14 protein-coding genes and 1 pseudogene are annotated in these 16,783 nt (G+C 71.8%); 7 read left to right on the top strand and 8 right to left on the bottom strand.

Translation table 11 applies throughout. From position 1 onward, the window contains the following. Nucleotides 1-40: 40 nt before the first annotated feature. Nucleotides 41-1,912: a SpoIIE family protein phosphatase gene (locus BLV72_RS06275; RefSeq protein ID WP_093460828.1), complete on the bottom strand. Its 1,872-nt coding sequence runs from the start codon at nucleotides 1,910-1,912 to the stop codon at nucleotides 41-43. A gap of 93 nt (nucleotides 1,913-2,005) precedes the next feature. Here BLV72_RS06275 and BLV72_RS06270 point away from each other — a divergent pair, with 93 nt between their 5' ends. Together BLV72_RS06270 and BLV72_RS06265 are read left to right on the top strand one after the other, a co-directional pair. After that, nucleotides 2,006-6,448, top strand: coding sequence for a HAMP domain-containing protein (locus BLV72_RS06270; protein ID WP_093460827.1), 4,443 nt, complete (start codon nucleotides 2,006-2,008; stop codon nucleotides 6,446-6,448). Next, nucleotides 6,445-6,936: a response regulator gene (locus BLV72_RS06265; protein WP_093460825.1), complete on the top strand. Its 492-nt coding sequence runs from the start codon at nucleotides 6,445-6,447 to the stop codon at nucleotides 6,934-6,936. Before BLV72_RS06270 ends, BLV72_RS06265 begins: the two co-directional genes overlap by 4 nt. A gap of 46 nt (nucleotides 6,937-6,982) precedes the next feature. On the opposite strand, the gene BLV72_RS06260 is transcribed toward BLV72_RS06265, so the two are convergent. Further along, nucleotides 6,983-7,714: a hypothetical protein gene (locus tag BLV72_RS06260; RefSeq protein WP_093460824.1), complete on the bottom strand. Its 732-nt coding sequence runs from the start codon at nucleotides 7,712-7,714 to the stop codon at nucleotides 6,983-6,985. A gap of 190 nt (nucleotides 7,715-7,904) precedes the next feature. Between BLV72_RS06260 and BLV72_RS06255 the strand changes: the two genes are divergently transcribed. From BLV72_RS06255 to amaP, 5 genes are all read left to right on the top strand, one after another. Continuing rightward, nucleotides 7,905-8,423: an Asp23/Gls24 family envelope stress response protein gene (locus tag BLV72_RS06255; protein WP_093460822.1), complete on the top strand. Its 519-nt coding sequence runs from the start codon at nucleotides 7,905-7,907 to the stop codon at nucleotides 8,421-8,423. 41 nt (nucleotides 8,424-8,464) lie between these two features. Further along, nucleotides 8,465-8,659 (top strand): hypothetical protein, encoded by a 195-nt coding sequence (locus tag BLV72_RS06250; protein WP_093460820.1) that lies wholly within the window; start codon nucleotides 8,465-8,467, stop codon nucleotides 8,657-8,659. A gap of 189 nt (nucleotides 8,660-8,848) precedes the next feature. Beyond that, complete coding sequence (locus BLV72_RS49695; RefSeq protein ID WP_425288505.1) at nucleotides 8,849-9,247, top strand: hypothetical protein; 399 nt, start codon at nucleotides 8,849-8,851, stop codon at nucleotides 9,245-9,247. Continuing rightward, entirely contained in the window at nucleotides 9,244-9,963 is a 720-nt protein-coding gene (locus BLV72_RS06240; RefSeq protein WP_093460817.1) for a DUF6286 domain-containing protein, read from the top strand. Before BLV72_RS49695 ends, BLV72_RS06240 begins: the two co-directional genes overlap by 4 nt. A gap of 7 nt (nucleotides 9,964-9,970) precedes the next feature. Beyond that, a complete protein-coding gene (gene amaP / locus BLV72_RS06235; protein ID WP_093460816.1) occupies nucleotides 9,971-10,525 on the top strand; it encodes an alkaline shock response membrane anchor protein AmaP in 555 nt (184 codons plus the stop codon). 403 nt (nucleotides 10,526-10,928) lie between these two features. Here the strand turns inward: amaP and BLV72_RS06230 are convergent, their stop codons facing one another. From BLV72_RS06230 to BLV72_RS06205, 6 genes and pseudogenes are all read right to left on the bottom strand, one after another. Further along, on the bottom strand, nucleotides 10,929-11,684 hold the full coding sequence (locus BLV72_RS06230; RefSeq protein WP_093460814.1) for an SDR family oxidoreductase: 756 nt from the start codon (nucleotides 11,682-11,684) through the stop codon (nucleotides 10,929-10,931). Nucleotides 11,685-11,688: 4 nt separating this feature from the next. Beyond that, nucleotides 11,689-13,469, bottom strand: a pseudogene (locus tag BLV72_RS06225) (glycoside hydrolase family 15 protein). Nucleotides 13,470-13,499: 30 nt separating this feature from the next. Then, nucleotides 13,500-14,318: an SURF1 family cytochrome oxidase biogenesis protein gene (locus BLV72_RS06220; RefSeq protein WP_093460813.1), complete on the bottom strand. Its 819-nt coding sequence runs from the start codon at nucleotides 14,316-14,318 to the stop codon at nucleotides 13,500-13,502. 78 nt (nucleotides 14,319-14,396) lie between these two features. Then, nucleotides 14,397-14,630, bottom strand: a complete 234-nt coding sequence (locus tag BLV72_RS06215) for a hypothetical protein (RefSeq protein WP_037949523.1) — start codon at nucleotides 14,628-14,630, stop codon at nucleotides 14,397-14,399. A 63-nt stretch (nucleotides 14,631-14,693) separates the two neighbouring features. Further along, nucleotides 14,694-15,680 (bottom strand): DEDDh family exonuclease, encoded by a 987-nt coding sequence (locus BLV72_RS06210; protein WP_093460811.1) that lies wholly within the window; start codon nucleotides 15,678-15,680, stop codon nucleotides 14,694-14,696. 101 nt (nucleotides 15,681-15,781) lie between these two features. Further along, entirely contained in the window at nucleotides 15,782-16,684 is a 903-nt protein-coding gene (locus tag BLV72_RS06205; protein ID WP_143059762.1) for a hypothetical protein, read from the bottom strand. Nucleotides 16,685-16,783: the final 99 nt, after the last annotated feature.

The following is a 16,783-nucleotide window of genomic DNA, read 5'->3' as shown; positions in this document are numbered from 1 at the left end:
GCGCCGTCACGGCACCCACGCCGCCACGACGTTCGCGCCGTCACGGCACCCGCGGCGGCTCCATCGTCGGCACCGCCTCCAGCACCAGCACCGCGAGGTCGTCGTCGATCGGCTCGGGGCTGAAGTCATACGTGGCGCGCCGCACCCGCTCCGCGACCGCCTTGGCACCGAGCCCGACGCAGCCCCGCAGGATGTCCGAGAGGCCGTCGTCGTCATCGAGCTGACGGACGCCGTTGCGCCGCTCGGTGACCCCGTCGGTGACGCACAGCAGCGTCTCGCCGGGCGCCAGGTCCAGCGTGTCGGCGTGGAAGTCCGGGTTCTCGTCGATGCCGAGCAGCATCTGTGGGCTGGCGGCGGGCGCCACCGCACCGTCGGTGGTCAGCCGCAGCGGCAGCGGATGGCCGGCGCTCGCCAGGGTGCAGCGGGCGCTGCCTCCTTCCGGGTCGGGCTCCAGCTCCCCGTAGAGCAGGCTCAGGAAGCGCGGCCGGGACTGCTCGCCGTCGATCTCCGCCGCCTCCGCGTCCTCCTCCACCAGCGCCTGGTTCAGCCGGTTGAGCACCGACTCGACACCATGGCCCTCGCGGGCCAGCAGCCGGACCAGATGGCGGGCCAGTCCTGTGACCGACATCGCCTCCGGATCGCTGCCCTGGACGTCGCCCAGCAGGAAGCACCAGCGGCGGTCGCCCATGGGGAACAGATCGTAGAAGTCGCCGCCGACGGTCTGTCCCTCGCCGTGCGGCTCGTAGACGATCGCCGAATCCACCCCCGGGATGTGGGCGAGCGACATGGGCAGCTGCCGACGCTGCAGCGCCCGGCTGATCGTCGCCTGCCGGGTGTACTGCCGGGCCGTGGCCACCGCCTGGGCCACCCGCCGCGCCACGTCCTCCGAGAGCCGTACCACGCCCTCCGCCATCCGCGGCACGGCCGCCCGGCCGATGAGCAGGGCGCCATGGCTGCGGCCGTGTGCGATCAGCGGGAAGCACACCGCCGATCCGCCCTGGCTGTCCGCGATCCCGGGCCAGGGCCAGGAGGTGCCCGCCGAGCCGAGCCCGGTGGGCGGCGGATGCCGCTCCAGCGACAGGCGGAGCGCGCCGATACGGTGCTCATCGCTGTGCCAGACGCGGGCGAGCTGCAGTCCGCCGCTCGGGGTGGTCAGCCAGACCGCGCACCAGTCGGCCAGCCGGGGCACCAGAAGCTGTCCGGCGAGGGCGGCGACCATGTTCTCGTCGAGCTGGCCGGTGAGCAGTTCGCTGGCCTCGGCGAGGAAGGACGGCCCGCCGCGGTCGACCCAATCGGCGGTCGGATCGCGCTGCTCGCGCGGCGTCACCGGGGCGAGGGTCTCGGCGAACCGCAGCTCCCGCCCGAGCGCGCTGGTGGGGACGGCGTTGGACTCGGGCACCGCCCGCTCGGCGTCCAGCCGGCACCAGACCACCTTACGGGTGCGCTGATAGGTCACGCCCCAGGATTCGGCGAGCGCCCCGATCAGCTGGAGCCCGCGGCCGCGGCCCCGGCGCTGGGTCTCGGGCCCTCCGTACACGGTGCTGGCGGGGTGGAGGTCCGCCACCTCCACGACGATCCCCGGCCGCCTGGGCGCATCGGCCGGGAGGGACGGCTCGTCGGGCTGCCCCATGGTGTCGCCCTCGTCGGCGGTGGCGTCACCGGGCTGGAGCCGGCAGACCACCTCGACCCGGGTGCCCGCGTGCAGGACCGCATTGGTGACCAGCTCGCTCACCAGCAGCACCGCGTCGTCGATCGACCGCGCGTCGAGGGCGACCGGCGCGAACGCCTCCGCGGCGCTCCGTCCCGTCAGTGCCGTACGGACGAAGGTGCGCGCTGCGCCGGGTGCGCGCACGCTTCCGGGCAGCGTTGTCCGTGAGACGGACTCACGCGCGAGAGGAAACAAAGCTCCCACGTGCGGCTCCAGGGCGATATGGGCGGTTTAGGCTATCTAGGTGCCATATTATGACAGACAGGGGGAATTGAATGATCTTTAAGGGACGACGCCATGGCACTCGACCCGATCACGACCGACACTTCCCCGGCACTGCCCGCGGAACGTGCGGATCCCGCTGGGCCGCTAGGCTCGGCGTGCGGTGCGGAGACCGCGTCCGAACTGCGCTCCCTGCTCGCGGCGATGAACGCACTGTGCGACGGTGACTTCACCGTCCGTGCCGACCCATCGGCCGAGGGTCTGGTCGGCGAGATGGCCGGGGTCTTCAACCAGCTCGTGCTGCGCAATGCGCATCTGGCCGGGGAACTGCAGCGGGTGCGCCGAGAGGTGGTGCGGCAGGGCAGGCTGGACGAGCGGATCACCGCGAGCCCCGGTCAGGGGGCCTGGACGACCAGCGTGGACGCGGCCAATCACCTGCTGGACGCCCTGGTCGGTCCGGTGTCCAACGCCACGCGGGTGCTCGACGCGATCGCGTCGGGCGATCTGACCCAGCGGGTGGATCTGCACGACGGCAACCGCCAGCTCCGCGGCGATCTGCGACGGCTGGGGCGCGGGGTGAACCGTACGGTGGACCAGCTGTCGCTGTTCACCGGCGAGCTGACCCGGATCGCCCGCGAGGTCGGCACCGAGGGCCGGCTGGGCGGCCGCGCCAAGGTGCAGGGGCTCTCCGGCGACTGGCGCATCGTGACGGAGGCCGTCAACACCATGGCCTCCCGGCTGACCGCGCAGGTCCGCGACATCGCCGAGGTGACCACGGCGGTCGCCCGGGGCGATCTCACCCGCCAGGTGACCGTCGAGGCCACCGGTGAGCTGCTGGAGCTCAAGCTCACCGTGAACACCATGGTCGACCAGCTCGGGGCGTTCGCCGACGAGGTGACGCGGGTGGCGCGCGAGGTGGGCACCGAGGGTGAGCTGGGTGGCCGGGCCCAGGTCAGGGGCGTCTCCGGGGTCTGGAAGGACCTTACGGACAGCGTCAACTTCATGGCGTCCAACCTGACCTCGCAGGTCCGCAATATCGCCCAGGTCACCACGGCGGTCGCCAACGGCGATCTCTCGCAGAAGATCACCGTGGACGCCAGGGGCGAGATCCTGCAGCTCAAGTCGACGATCAACACCATGGTCGACCAGCTCTCGGCGTTCGCCGACGAGGTGACGCGGGTGGCCCGTGAGGTGGGCACCGAGGGTGAGCTGGGCGGCCGGGCCCAGGTCAGGGGCGTCTCCGGGGTCTGGAAGGACCTTACGGAGAACGTCAACTTCATGGCCGACAACCTGACCTCGCAGGTCCGCAACATCGCTCAGGTCGCCACCGCCGTGGCGGAGGGCGATCTGAGCAAGACGATCACGGTGGAGGCGAAGGGCGAGATCCTGGAGCTGAAGTCGACGATCAACACCATGGTGGACCGGCTGTCGTCCTTCGCCGACGAGGTGACGCGGGTGGCCCGTGAGGTGGGCACCGAGGGCAACCTCGGCGGCCAGGCCCAGGTCCGCGACGTGTCCGGGGTCTGGAAGGACCTTACGGAGAACGTCAACTCCATGGCCCTGAACCTGACCTCCCAGGTCCGCAACATCGCCCAGGTCACCACGGCGGTCGCCAACGGCGATCTGTCGAAGCAGATCACGGTCGATGCCCGGGGCGAGATCCTGGAGCTCAAGGAGACCGTGAACACCATGGTCCAGCAGCTGCGCTCGTTCGCCAACGAGGTCACCCGGGTGGCCCGCGATGTCGGCACCGAGGGCCAGCTGGGCGGCCGGGCCGGAGTGCCGGGCGTCTCCGGGGTCTGGAAGGACCTTACGGACAACGTCAACTTCATGGCGTCCAACCTGACCTCGCAGGTCCGCAACATCGCCCAGGTCGCCACCGCCGTGGCCGAGGGTGATCTGAGCAAGAAGATCGACGTGGACGCGCGCGGCGAGATCCTCGAGCTGAAGACCACCATCAACACCATGGTCGACACGCTCTCCTCGTTCTCCGACGAGGTGACCCGGGTGGCCCGCGAGGTCGGCAGCGAGGGCCGGCTGGGCGGCCAGGCCCGGGTCGAGGGCGTCTACGGCACCTGGAAGCGGCTGACCACCGGCGTCAATGAGCTCGCCCTCAACCTGACCACCCAGGTGCGCGCGATCGCCGAGGTCGCCTCCGCCGTCGCCCAGGGCGACATGTCCGGGTCCATCTCGGTCGAGGCACAGGGCGAGGTCGCCGAGCTGAAGAACAACGTCAACCTGATGGTCGCCAACCTCCGCGAGACCACTCGCGCCAAGGACTGGCTGGAGTCCAACCTGGCCCGTATCGCCTCCCTGATGCAGGGCCACCGCGATCTGGTCGAGGTCGCCGATCTGATCCTGAGCGAGCTGACCCCGCTGGTCAACGCGCAGTTCGGGGCGTTCTTCCTCAGCGCGGCCGGGGCCAAGCCCGGTGAGGGGCTCGAGTTCATCGCCGGATACGGCACCGATCAGGACGCGGTCGGGGGCGACGGCCAGACCCCGCGGACCGGCCCCCCGGGCCGCGGGCTGGTCGCCCAGGCGGCGGTCGGGAAGAAGCGGATCCTCATCAACGACGTCCCGCCCGACTACCTCGCCATCAACTCCGGGCTGGGCTCCGCGCTCCCGGCCAGCGTGGTCATCCTGCCGATCCTCTACGAGGACCAGGTGCTCGGAGTGATCGAACTGGCCTCGTTCAGCCGGTTCAGCGAGGTCCACCTGGCCTTCGTCGACCAGTTCGTGAACACCATCGGCGTCTCGATCAACACCATCATCGCCAACGCCCGCACCGAGTCGCTGCTGTCCGAGTCCCAGCGGCTCACCACCGAGCTGCGCCAGCGCTCGAACGAGCTGCAGCGCTCCAACGCGGAGATGGAGGAGAAGGCCGCGCTGCTGGCGACCGCCTCCCAGTACAAGTCCGAGTTCCTCGCCAATATGTCGCATGAGCTGCGCACCCCGCTGAACTCGCTGCTCATCCTGGCCCGGCTGCTCGCCGACAACCCCGAAGGGCGGCTGTCCCCCCAGGAGGTGCAGTTCGCCGCCACCATCCACCGCTCCGGCTCCGATCTGCTCCAACTGATCAACGATGTCCTGGATCTATCGAAGATCGAGGCGGGCCGGATGGACGTCCGTCCGAAGAAGCTGCCGCTGGTCAAGATCCTGGACTATGTGAACGCCACGTTCCGGCCGCTGGCCGTCGACCGCGGGCTGTCGTTCGAGATCGCGGTGGGCGAGGACGTACCGCGCGAGATGTTCTCCGATGAGCAGCGGCTCCAGCAGATTCTGCGCAATCTGCTCTCCAACGCCCTGAAGTTCACCTCCTCGGGCGGGGTGACGCTGCGCGTCGAGCGCACCCCGGGAGCGGAGTTCGAGGAGGAGGCGCTGCGGTCCGCGGACGCCGTGATCGCCTTCGCCGTCACCGACACCGGTATCGGCATCCCGCCGGAGAAGCTGCCGGTGATCTTCGAGGCGTTCCAGCAGTCCGACGGCACGACCAGCCGCAAGTACGGCGGCACCGGCCTCGGCCTGTCCATCAGCCGGGAGATCGCCGGAATGCTCGGCGGCCGGATCGTGGCCAAGAGCGAACTGGGCGTCGGCTCCTGCTTCACCCTCTACGTGCCCGTGCACTACAGCGGCATCGCCCCGGTGCCCGACCCCTCGGACCCCAGGGCCACCGGCTCCACCGTCCCGGCGGTGGTCCCCGCCCCGGACGAGACGCTGCCGGACACCACCGATCACGCCCCGAGCGGGGTCTTCGGCGAGGCGGAGAGCCTGGTCGCCGCCCGGGCCCTGAGCGGCGGGGACGAGACCGGGGCCGGAGACGAGATCAGGGATCACGACGACGGCTGGCCGGGGGCCACCCAGCTCAAGGAGTGGCAGCGCGGACGCCCCGGCCGGGTGCTGGACGGCCGCCGCATCCTGATCGTCGACGACGACATACGGAACGTCTTCGCGCTCACCCATGTGCTGGGCCGGGTCGGCATGACGGTGAAGTACGCGGAGAACGGCCGCGAGGGGCTGGAGGTCCTCCATCGCAACCCCGATGTCTCGCTGGTCCTGATGGACGTGATGATGCCCGAGATGGACGGGTACGAGACGATCCGGGCCATCCGGAGCACACCCCGGCTCGCCGATGTGCCGATCCTCGCCCTGACCGCGAAGGTCATGCCCGGCGACCGGGAGAAGGCCATCGACAGCGGTGCGAACGGCTATGTCCCCAAGCCCGTGGACGTCGACCGGCTGATGTCGGCGATCATCGAGCTGCTCGATCCGGTGGGGGAGGCGGGGGGCGAGGGCGGCGACGCTGCCCCGTCCGGTGGTGACCCTGCCCCGTCCGGTGGTGACCCTGCCGTGGGTGGCGATGACGCCGTCACATCTGGTGGTGACGCCTTTGACGATGCGTCGCTCGGTGTGCCGGGCGGTGTCGACGACGCCCCTGGGAAGGACGGCGAGGGCGTCGGCCGGGACGGGAGTGCGCCCGACGAGACCGGTCCGCCGAGGCCGAGGCAGGGGGAGCGATGACGAGCGCATGCGAGAAGGCCGCAATCCTCATCGTCGACGACATGGAAGAGAACCTGATCGCGCTGGAGGCCGTCCTCGGCCCGCTCGATCAGGAGCTCGTCCGCGCCCGCTCCGGCGAGGAGGCGCTGAAGGCGATGCTGCGGCAGGACTTCGCCGTCGTTCTGCTCGATGTGCTGATGCCGGGCATGGACGGCTTCGAGACCGCCGCCAACATCAAGCGGCTCGACCAGACCAAGGACGTCCCGATCATCCTGCTGACCGGGACCGACGCCGACTCCGACTACGCCTACCGGGGCTATGCGATCGGCGCCGCCGACTTCCTCACCAAACCCTTCGACCCCTGGCTGCTGCGGACGAAGGTCAATGTGTTCCTGGAGATGCACCGCAAGAACTGCCGGCTCGAGGCGCGGACCGAACAGCTGGCCGACCGGGTCGCGGAGCTGGAGCGCACGGTCGAGGGGCTGCGGAAGTACAGCGCCGAGAGTTGATCGGCCCGGGTCGGCCGGCGGTGGCGGTCGCCGGCCCGGGTTGTGGTCAGTCCACGGCGGTGACCAGGACGGCCACCGTGGGCGGCTGGTCCCCCGGGGCCGGGACCGGGGCGGTCTGGGCCACCGCCGTTCGCACCGCCCGTGCCACGTCCACGGCACGGTGATCCGCCCCCACGGCCAGCTCGATCCGGATGTGGGCACCCTCGATCCGCACGGGCCGGGGCGATCCCAGCACCGGTGCGAGCCGGGCGACACCGGGGACGGAGGCGGCGGTGCGGGCGGCAGTCGCGGCGGGGTCCGGGCCGGGGCGTTCCACCGGCGTCGGCCGTGGTGGTGGTTGGGGTTGGTGGGGGCGCGGGGCCGCGGGCGCTGGGGCCGGGAGTTCGTCCAGCACGTCCGTCACCCGTACGTCCACCGCCTCCACCAGGAGGCCCAGCCGGTCCGTCGCCGCGTCGAGGAGTACGTCGCGCAGTCGGTCCGCCGTCACCGGAAGCGGTTCCTCCAACGTCGCCCCGCACTCCGCCGCGATGCGCAGCGTTCCCGGCGGCAGCGCGCTCGGCGGGGGCGGCACCACGGGCGTCACGGTGGTTTGGGGGTCGGCGGGCGCGATCCGAAGCGCTCCCAGGCGCGCGTCGGGGATCTCGTCGGCGGCCCGCCGGAGCACCTCGCCCGCCGCGTGTTCGGTGATCCAGGAGCCGTCCTCCCGCCCGCCCAGGGGCAGCAGCCGTCCGAGCAGAAGCTGCTCCCTTACGGTCTGCACGAGCCGGTCTGTGACCACCGTGTCACCCCTTGGCGCCGGACGGGACCGAGCCCTACTGGTCTCGGCCTGCCGTGTGCTCACAGCCTGCCGTATCGGTCGCGCGAGTGCCGCATCTCCGAGGCGGTTCGGGGAAGGCCCCTTTAAGCTGGGCAGTAGACCGAGCGGAAACCGCTTCGGCCGCTCTTCGCCTCGGAAGGGACGATCGGTGATGTCCGAGACCGCACCACGGAACCGACCCGAGAACCCCGCCACAGAGCCCGCCGCGGGCACCCCCAGGACGCTGGGCGCCAGGGGCGGTATCGCCCCGGCCGCCACCGACCGGCCCCGGCGCGGCGGAGGCGACCCCGGCTCGCGGGGGCGCACCACCATCGCCGATGGCGTCGTCGAGAAGATCGCGGGTATGGCGGCCCGCGATGTGGTCGGCGTCCATGCGATGGGCGGTGGTCTCGCGCGCACCTTCGGAGTCGTACGCGACCGGGTGCCCGGCAACCGGTCGGTCGCCCGTGGGGTGAAGGCGGAGGTGGGAGAGGTACAGACGGCCCTCGACCTGGAAATCGTGGTGGACTACGGCGTCTCCATCGCCGATGTCGCACGGGCCGTGCGGGAGAACGTGATCGCGGCGGTCGAGCGGATGACCGGCCTCGAAGTGGTCGAGGTCAATATCGCGGTCAGCGATGTGAAGTTGCCGGACGAGGAAGAGGAATCACCGGAGCCGCGGCTCCAGTAGGCCGGCAGTGGTTCCGGTTGGCTCCAGCAGGGGAGCACACGATGAGCATGGCCGTGGTCGGGATGATCGCGGGGATGGCGCTGGCGTTCGCCGGTTACTTCGGTGGTTTCGGGGCCTTTCTGCTGGTGGCGGCGTTGGGCGCCGTCGGGTTTGTCGTCGGCCGGTTCCTGGACGGTGATCTGGAACCGGGCGACTTCTTCCGTTCCCGTGGCCGTGACGACGGACGGCCACGGTGAACACTGTGACGACGACACGTGTGATGACGACGGCAGGGGCCGCGGCGACGACAGGGGCCACGACGGCAGTTGGGGCCATGACGACAGTAAGGACGCGCCGTGGTCGAGCCGGGTGAGCGGGGTGCGACGCGGATCGCGGACCGGGTCGTCGCGAAGATCGCCTCGCAGGCGGCGCGGGAGGCGCTGCGGGTGGATGTGGCTGGTGTCGCGGATGCGGGTGCCGCCGTGGCGGATGTGGCGGACGTGGCGGATGTGGCGGGCGTCGTGGATACCGCGGATGCGGATGCTGCGGATGCGGATGCTGCGAATGCTGCGGATGTCGGCCTTACCGGTCTCGCCGCAGCGCGGCCGCACGCGGTCGCCGTGGTGCGCGGGGACGTCGCGCGCGTCCGGGTCGCCGTCGAGCTGGGCTATCCCTCGGACATCGGCGCGCACTGCGGTGCGGTGCGTCGTCATGTGATCGAACGGGTAGGCGAGTTGACGGGCATGGAGGTGCCCGAGGTCGTGGTGACCGTCGAACGGCTGCATGTGCCGCAGTGGGAGCACCCGGAGCGGAGGGTGCGTCGGGGGAGGGACAGGGTGCGATGAACGCGGACCAGAAGATGCGTCAGTCCACCTCGGCGTCGGCGTACGGCGGGAGGGCGCGGACGGGTGCCGGGGACGGGGATCCGCCGCCCGGGCGTATCAGGCGCTTCTGGTCCGTGCGGCGGGTACCGGCCGGGATCGTCGCCCTGGTCATCGCCGCCATCAGTGGGCTGCTGCTGTACGACGTGGCGGCCGTGCGCTCGGGTCGCCCCGCCATGCGATGGCGGGAATGGCTCGCCGATGAACTCGCCTCGCGGCCGCTGGACGACGCGTGGGTCATGGGCGGGGCGGCGCTGTTGGCCGCGCTGGGGGTGTGGATGGTGGTCCTCGCGTTGGCGCCGGGGCTGCGTGGGCTGCTCCCGATGCGTCCGCCGGGGGCGGGGGCTGAGGCAGGGGCTGAGGCGGAGTCGGGGAAGGGTGTGGAGGCGGGCGCCGGGGCCGGGGCGGGGGCCGGGGTCGCCGTACGGGCGGGGATCGACCGGACCTCGGCGGGTCTGGTGCTGCGGGACCGGGCGATGGAGGTACCCGGCGTGCGGTCCGCCCGCGTGGGTGTCGGCCGTCGGCGGGTCAGGGCCCGTGCGCTGGCCCACTTCCGTGACCTCGACGAGGTACGGGCGGATCTGGACGCCGCCCTCCACGAGGGCATCCGGCAACTGGGCCTGGCCCGGCGGCCCGCCCTGTCCGTCCGTGTCCGGCGCTCGGCGAAGTCGAAGGGGTGAGCGCGCCATGCTGAGTGTCGTCAACCGGGTGCTGCTGGGGGTCGTCGGTCTGGCGCTGGCCGGGGTGGGCGCGGTGGCCCTGGCCGGGTGGCCGCCGTTCGACGGGCGGGGTGATGTGCTGCTGAGCCGGGCGGATCGGACGCGGTGGCGGGACGCCGGGTGGTGGTGGCCGGCCGTCGTCGCGGCGCTGGCGGTGCTGTTCGTGCTCGCGCTGTGCTGGTTCCTGGCCCAGCTGCGGCGGCGCCGGCTGCAGGAGGTACTGGTGGAGACGGGCGACGGCGAGGGCGCCCTGCTGCGGGGACGGGCCCTGGAGGCGGCGCTCCTGGCGGACGCGGAGTCCCTGGACGGCGTGGAGCGGGCCCACGTCCTGCTACGAGGCCGACGGACCACGCCGGAGGCGCGGATGGGTCTGGTGCTGGAGCCGCGCGCGGAACCGACGCTGACACTGGACGCGCTGCGGGCGGAGGCCCTGGAGCGCGCACGGAGCTCGGCGGGCCTGGAACAACTCCCGGCGGAGGTGCGCCTCCGGGTGGCCCGGCACGGGGCGGAGCGGGCGCGGTAGGTCTGCGTGCGGGTGCGGGTTCCGCTGTGTGCGGGTGCGGGTGCGGGTGCGGTGGTGGTTGCTGGGGTGCGCGGTGGTCCGGGGGTGGGTGGCGGGTGCGGGGCCTCCGGGGCGGCGCCCTGGACCGTATATTTACGGCGCCGTTGGCCGGGGGCGTTGTGTTGGTCGGGGATTGGCGCCACACATACACGTAAGCGTCCAGGACACCACCCCTGCGACCCCGCCCCCTCCCGTCTCGTCGGCGGCTACCCGTCGGTGGCGTGAATGCAGCCCCTCCGGCGTTTGAGGAGCGGGGTCCGGGGCGGAGCCCCGGTGGGGTGGGGGCTTTCCGCCGGAGGCGTCCGCGGTCCGCACTCGGTGTGCGGCCGGGCCCAGGTCTGGGCGGAGCCCCACCCAAGCCCCCTCAGAGGTTGTGCAGGGCCCCTCCATCCACCGGCAGCATCAGCCCGGTGAGGTACGACGCCGCCGGCGACAGCACAAACGCGGCGGCCTTGCCGAATTCCTCGGGCGTCCCATACCGCCGCAGCGGAATCGCCGCCGCGTTCCGCTCCCGCGAGGCCTCGGCGTCGCCGGAGAGGGCGTCGAGTTCGCGGACGCGGTCGGTGTCGATGCGGGCCGGGAGGAGGCCCACGACGCGGATGCCGCGGGGGCCGACCTCGAGGGAGAGGGACTTGGCGAAACCGGCGAGGCCGGGCCGCAGGCCGTTGGAGACGGTGAGGCCGGGGATCGGCTCGCGGACGGAGCCGGAGAGGACGAAGCCGATCACGCCGCCGGAGGGAAGCTGCTCGGCGGCCGTACGGGCGAAGCGGACGGCGCCGAGGAAGACGGAGTCGAAGGCGGCCTGCCACTGGGCGTCCGTGATGTCGGCCGTCAGCCCGGCCGGCGGGCCGCCGACGCTGATGAGGACGCCGTCGAAGCCGCCGAAGCGCTCGCGGGCGGTGGCGACGAGCCGGGCCGCGGTCTCGGGGTCGGCGTTGTCGGCGGCGACGCCGACGGCGTTCGGGCCGAGGTCGGCGGCGACGGCGGCCGCCGTTTCGGCGTCGCGGCCGGTGATGACGGCCTTCGCACCGTCGGCGATCAGCTCACGGGCGGCGGCGAGGCCCAGCCCGCGGGTGGCTCCGGTGACGATGTACACCCGGTCTTTGAGTCCAAGATCCATGGAGTCAGTCTGCCCTGGGCCGCTCCGCGAGGGTGAGGGCGGTCCCCACGAGGCCGATATGGCTGAACGCCTGGGGGAAGTTGCCGAGCTGCCGGCCGGTCGCCGGGTCGTACTCCTCGGCGAGCAGCCCGACGTCGTTGCGCAGCGCGAGGAGGCGTTCGAAGAGCGCGCGGGCGTCCTTGTGGCGACCGGCCAGGTGGAGGGCGTCGGCGAGCCAGAAGGAGCAGGCGAGGAAGGCGCCCTCGGAGCCGGGGAGGCCGTCCACCCGGTCGACGGCGGTGTAGCGGCGGATCAGGCCGTCCTCGCTGAGTTCGCGGCGCACGGCGTCGATGGTGCCGATGACGCGGGGGTCGGTGGCGGGGAGGAAGCCGACGCGGGGGATGAGCAGGGTCGCGGCGTCCAGCTCGGCGGAGCCGTAGGACTGGGTGAAGGTGGACCGCTCGGGGTCGTAGCCCTTTTCGCAGACCTCGCGGTGGACGGCGTCGCGCATGGCCCGCCAGCGGTTCACATCGCCGCTCAGCTCGGGGGCGGCCTCCATGGCGCGGACGGCGCGGTCGGCGGCCACCCAGGCCATGACCTTGGAGTGGACGAAGTGGCGGCGGGGCCCGCGGACCTCCCACAGCCCCTCGTCGGGGTCGCGCCAGGCGGACTCCAGGAAGTCCATGAGCGCGGTCTGGATCTTCCAGGCGTGTGGTTCGGCGGGCAGCCCGGCGGAGCGGGCGAGGTGGAGGGTGTCGAGCACCTCGCCGTAGACGTCGAGCTGGCGCTGGTCGACCGCGCCGTTGCCGACCCGGACGGGGGTGGAGCGCTCGTACCCCTCCAGCCAGGGCAGCTCATGCTCATGGAGTCGGCGCTCGCCCCGAGGCCGTACATGATCTGCAGCTCGGCCGGGTCGCCGGCGATCGCGCGCAGCAGCCAGTCGCGCCAGGCGGCGGCCTCCTCGTGGTAGCCGGCGCGGAGCAGGGCGTTCAGGGTGAGGGTGGAGTCGCGCAGCCAGCAGTAGCGGTAGTCCCAGTTGCGGACCCCGCCGAGCTGTTCGGGCAGTGAGGTGGTGGGGGCCGCGACGATGCCGCCGCTCGGGGCGTAGGTGAGCGCCTTGAGGGTGATCAGGGAGCGGATGACGGCGTCCCGGTGCGGGCCCTCGTAGCGGCAGCGGGCGGCCCACTCGCGCCAGTCCGCCAGGCTGGAGTGGAGGGAGTCGTACGGGTCGACGAGCCGGGGGCGGGGCTCATGCGAGGGGTGCCAGGTGAGCACGAACGCCACCTGGTCCCCGGCCGAGACGGTGAACTCGGAGCGGGTGCTGAAGTCCTTGCCGTAGGTGTGGACCTCGGGCTCCGAGCGCAGCCATACGGAGTCCGGCCCGGCGATCGCGATCCGGTGGCCGTCGGTGCGGCGCATCCAGGGGACGATCCGACCGTAGTCGAAGCGCAGCCGGAGGACGCCGAGCATCTCGACGCTGCCGGAGACGCCCTCGACGATGCGGACGACATCGGGGGCGCGATCGCGCTGCGGCATGAAGTCGATGACCTTGACGGTGCCGGTCTCCGTCTCCCAGACCGACTCCAGGACGAGGGAGTCGTCGAGGTAGCCGCGGCGGGTGCAGGCGCCCGCGCCCTTGGGGGCGAGCCGCCAGTGGCCGTTGTCGGGGCCGCCGAGGAGCGCGGCGAAACAGGCCGGTGAGTCGAAGCGGGGCAGGCACAGCCAGTCGATGGAGCCATGGCGGCTGATCAGGGCCGCCGTCTGGTGGTCGCCGATGAGCGCGTAGTCGTCGATGTGCTGGGCCATGTCCGGGCGCCTTCCCCCGGAAGCCGGATCCTAGGCCCGGACGTCCGCCGTGGCCGCGGTGGAAACCTTCTCCGGGGTGGCCGCCGCCTTCGCGGCCTCGGCGGCGCGGTCCCGGCGCTCGCGGCGGGCCAGGACCACCCAGCCGATGGGCACACCGGCGGAGAACAGCCACCACTGGACGGCGTACGCCATATGCGGGCCGATGTCGCTGTGGTTGGGCTCGGGGACCGGCTGGGGCTGCTTATCGCCCTTGGGGGAGGACGAGGTGAGCTCGATGTAGCCGCCGAGGACGGGCCGGGACAGCACCTTCGCCTGCTGCTCGCTGTTGATCAGCGAGACCTGGCGGGGCGGCAGCCCCTGCTTGTCCTTGATGCCGCTGTTGCCGGTGGTCTCGTCGGCCTTGAGCCGGCCGGTGACGGTGACCTTGCCGGAGGGGGCGGCGGGGACCTTGGGGAACGCGGTGAGGTCGGCACCGGCCGGGATCCAGCCCCGGTTGACCAGGACCGCGCGATCGTCCGGGAGCAGCAGCGGGGTGAGGACGAAATAGCCGATGGACTGCTCGTCGGAGCCGGTGCGCTGGCGGACGACGACCTCATGGGCGGTGTCATAGGTGCCGGTGGCGGTCACCGTGCGCCAGGTGTCGTCGCGGGCCACCGTACGGCCGGGGGAGGTGAGCTTGCCGACGGCCACGGCCGGGGCGTCGAGGCTGTCCCCGATCAGCTGGTTCTGCGCGACCCGGTGCTCATGGCGGTGCAGCTGCCAGAAGCCCAGCCTGATCATCGTCGGGATCAGCGCCAGGGCGACAAGTGTGAGGATCACCCACTGCCGGGTCAACAGGAAGCGGTACACGTCCTTGACCCTACTCGGCGTGGATTGTCCCTGGGCCGCTGGGGGCGGCCCAGGCACAATCCACGCAGGTGGCCGGGTTCACACATGGTCGACGATGCCCACCTTCCCTTCCGCCCGCGCGCAGTGGGCACAGCAGTAGAACTGGCCGTCCGCCTCCACGCCCTGCCCGATGATCTGGGCGCGGCAGTGTTCGCAGATGGGCGCCATGCGGTGGATGGCGCACTGGAAACAGTCGAAGACGTGCACATTGCCCTGCGCGTGCACCTCGAATGTCATCCGGTAATCGTTTCCGCATACCTCACAACGTGCCATGCGCCTCAGCGTGCGGGCCCGCGCGGTGGCGGGCGAGCGGTGGGCGGGCGCGTCGCGCCGACTTCACCTGTTTGTCGGCGGCGCGGGGGTGACGTCCTGCAGGAGCTGCATGAAGGCCGCCTCGTCGATGACGGGTGTGCCGAAGGAGCGGGCCTTGGCGGTCTTGGACGTGGGCGAGTCGGGGTCATTGGTGACCAGCACGCTGGTGAGCCGGGAGACGCTGGTGGCCACGTGCAGCCCGGCCTCGATCGCCCGGTCCTCCAGCAGCTCGCGGTCGACGGAGGTGTCCCCGGAGAACGCCACCCGCATGCCCTGGACGAGCTGCCCGCCCGGCTCGTACCGCCCGGGGTTGGGGTAGGGGCAGGCGGGGCGCTTACGGCTGGGGCGCCAGGTCTGCCGGTACGACCGCTGGCGGCCGATCGCCGGGCCGTCGGACCACTCGGTGAGCGGCTGGCAGGCCAGCAGCGGCAGGCGCAGCCCGGTCTCGGCGGCCCGGTGGAGACTGGGCCGGAAGGTCTCGGCGAGCACCCGCGCGTCGTCCAGGGCGTGGTGGGCGCGCCGCTGGACCACTCCGTAGTGCGCGGCGAGGGTCTCCAGCTTGTGGTTGGGCAGCGGCAGGCCCAGCTCCTTGGAGAGGGCGATGGTGCACAGCCGCTGCCGCACCGGCGCGGCGCTCTTGGAGCGGGCGTACTCCCGGGCGAGCATCGACCAGTCGAAGGCGGCGTTGTGCGCGACCAGGACGCGGTCGGCCAGGCGCTCGGCGAGCTCCCCGGCGATCTCGGGGAAGCGCGGGGCGCCCTGGAGCACCTCCTCGGTGAGGCCGTGGATCCACACCGGGCCCGGGTCGCGCTGCGGATTGACCAGGGTGTACCAGTGGTCCTGCACCGTGCCCCGGGCGTCGAGCTGATAGACCGCCGCGGAGACGATCCGGTCGTCGCGGGCGAGGCCGGTGGTCTCCACGTCGACGACCGCGTAACCCTGCGGATAGGTGGCCGGCCAGGAGGACGGCGGTGCGGGGTGCGGTGCGGCTGTCGTCGGGTCTTCGAGCATGGTCAATGAGGATACGGGCCGCCGCCGACAACCTTGACCGGTGGGCCGGTCGGGGCGGGCCGAGCCCCGGGGTTGACGGGGCGTCGGGGCCCGGCGGTGGGTCAGAGGTCGGAGAGGGCCAGTTGCAGATCGATGTTGCTGGTGAGGAGGCGGCCGGCGCGCTTGTCCTCCCGGCGGTCGGGCACCGTCACCTTGACCCCGGGCGAATCCCCGGTGAGAACGGTCACCTTGGCGCCGTCGAAGCGCGGGGCCCGCTGCTCGATGACGGACTTCAGCCGGTCGGCGGCGCGCTCGGCGGTCCGTTTGCCGTCGGTGAGGGCGCAGATGACCCCGGATGTCTCCTTCGCGGACTTCGCGAGCTGTCCGGTGGCCGACAGGCGCACCGCGCTCTTGGCGTTCTTCCCGCCGAAGTCGACGCGGTAGACATCGCCCAGGCAGTGATCCAGGGCCTGGTAATCCGGGTCGTCCGCCAGGGACTTGCCCTTGGCCGGACGCACCGAGGACAGGTCCTTGCCGGCGAAGCCGAAGGAGAGCTCGTCCTGGCCGACCCGGAGGGTGATGCCCTCCTTCTTCCAGATGGTCTCGCCGTGCCAGGTGCTCCGGGCGAATCCGCCCGCCTTGAGCTTGGCGGTGATGCGGTCCGCGTCGAAGGAGCCGTCCCAGTGCCCGGCGTAGCCATTGGTCACATCGGTGTCGATCATGGCCGGATCGAGCCCGTAGGCATGGGCGTTGAAGCGGTAGCCGCTCAGCAGCGGGTTGCCCGGCCGGCCGATGGTGCGGAACCTCTCGGAGCCCCCCTTCTCCAGCGAGCGCACCCGGTCGGCGTCGAGATAGGAGACCTGGGCCCCCGTCGCGCCCGCGACCGAGACATGCCCGACCGCGGCCATCAGGGGTGAGGGGGAGTCATCGCCGCCCGACCCGGAGGAACACCCCGTGGTGAGCGCCGACAGCAAGCAGGCGAGGGCTATGCCGCCGGTCCGGAACCGTTCTCTGGCTCTGCGCACAGGCGGGGAGCTTAATCGGCCATGCGCTCCTGGGCGACCCCTATTGTTGACACCCCATCTACCATACTTGTTGGTAACTACCCCTAGCGGCGGCCTTAC

This window comes from Streptomyces melanosporofaciens (assembly GCF_900105695.1).
Classification (GTDB): Bacteria; Actinomycetota; Actinomycetes; order Streptomycetales; family Streptomycetaceae; genus Streptomyces; species Streptomyces antimycoticus.
Note: the sequence above shows the minus strand (reverse complement) of the source record. Positions and strands in the feature narration are given on the sequence as shown.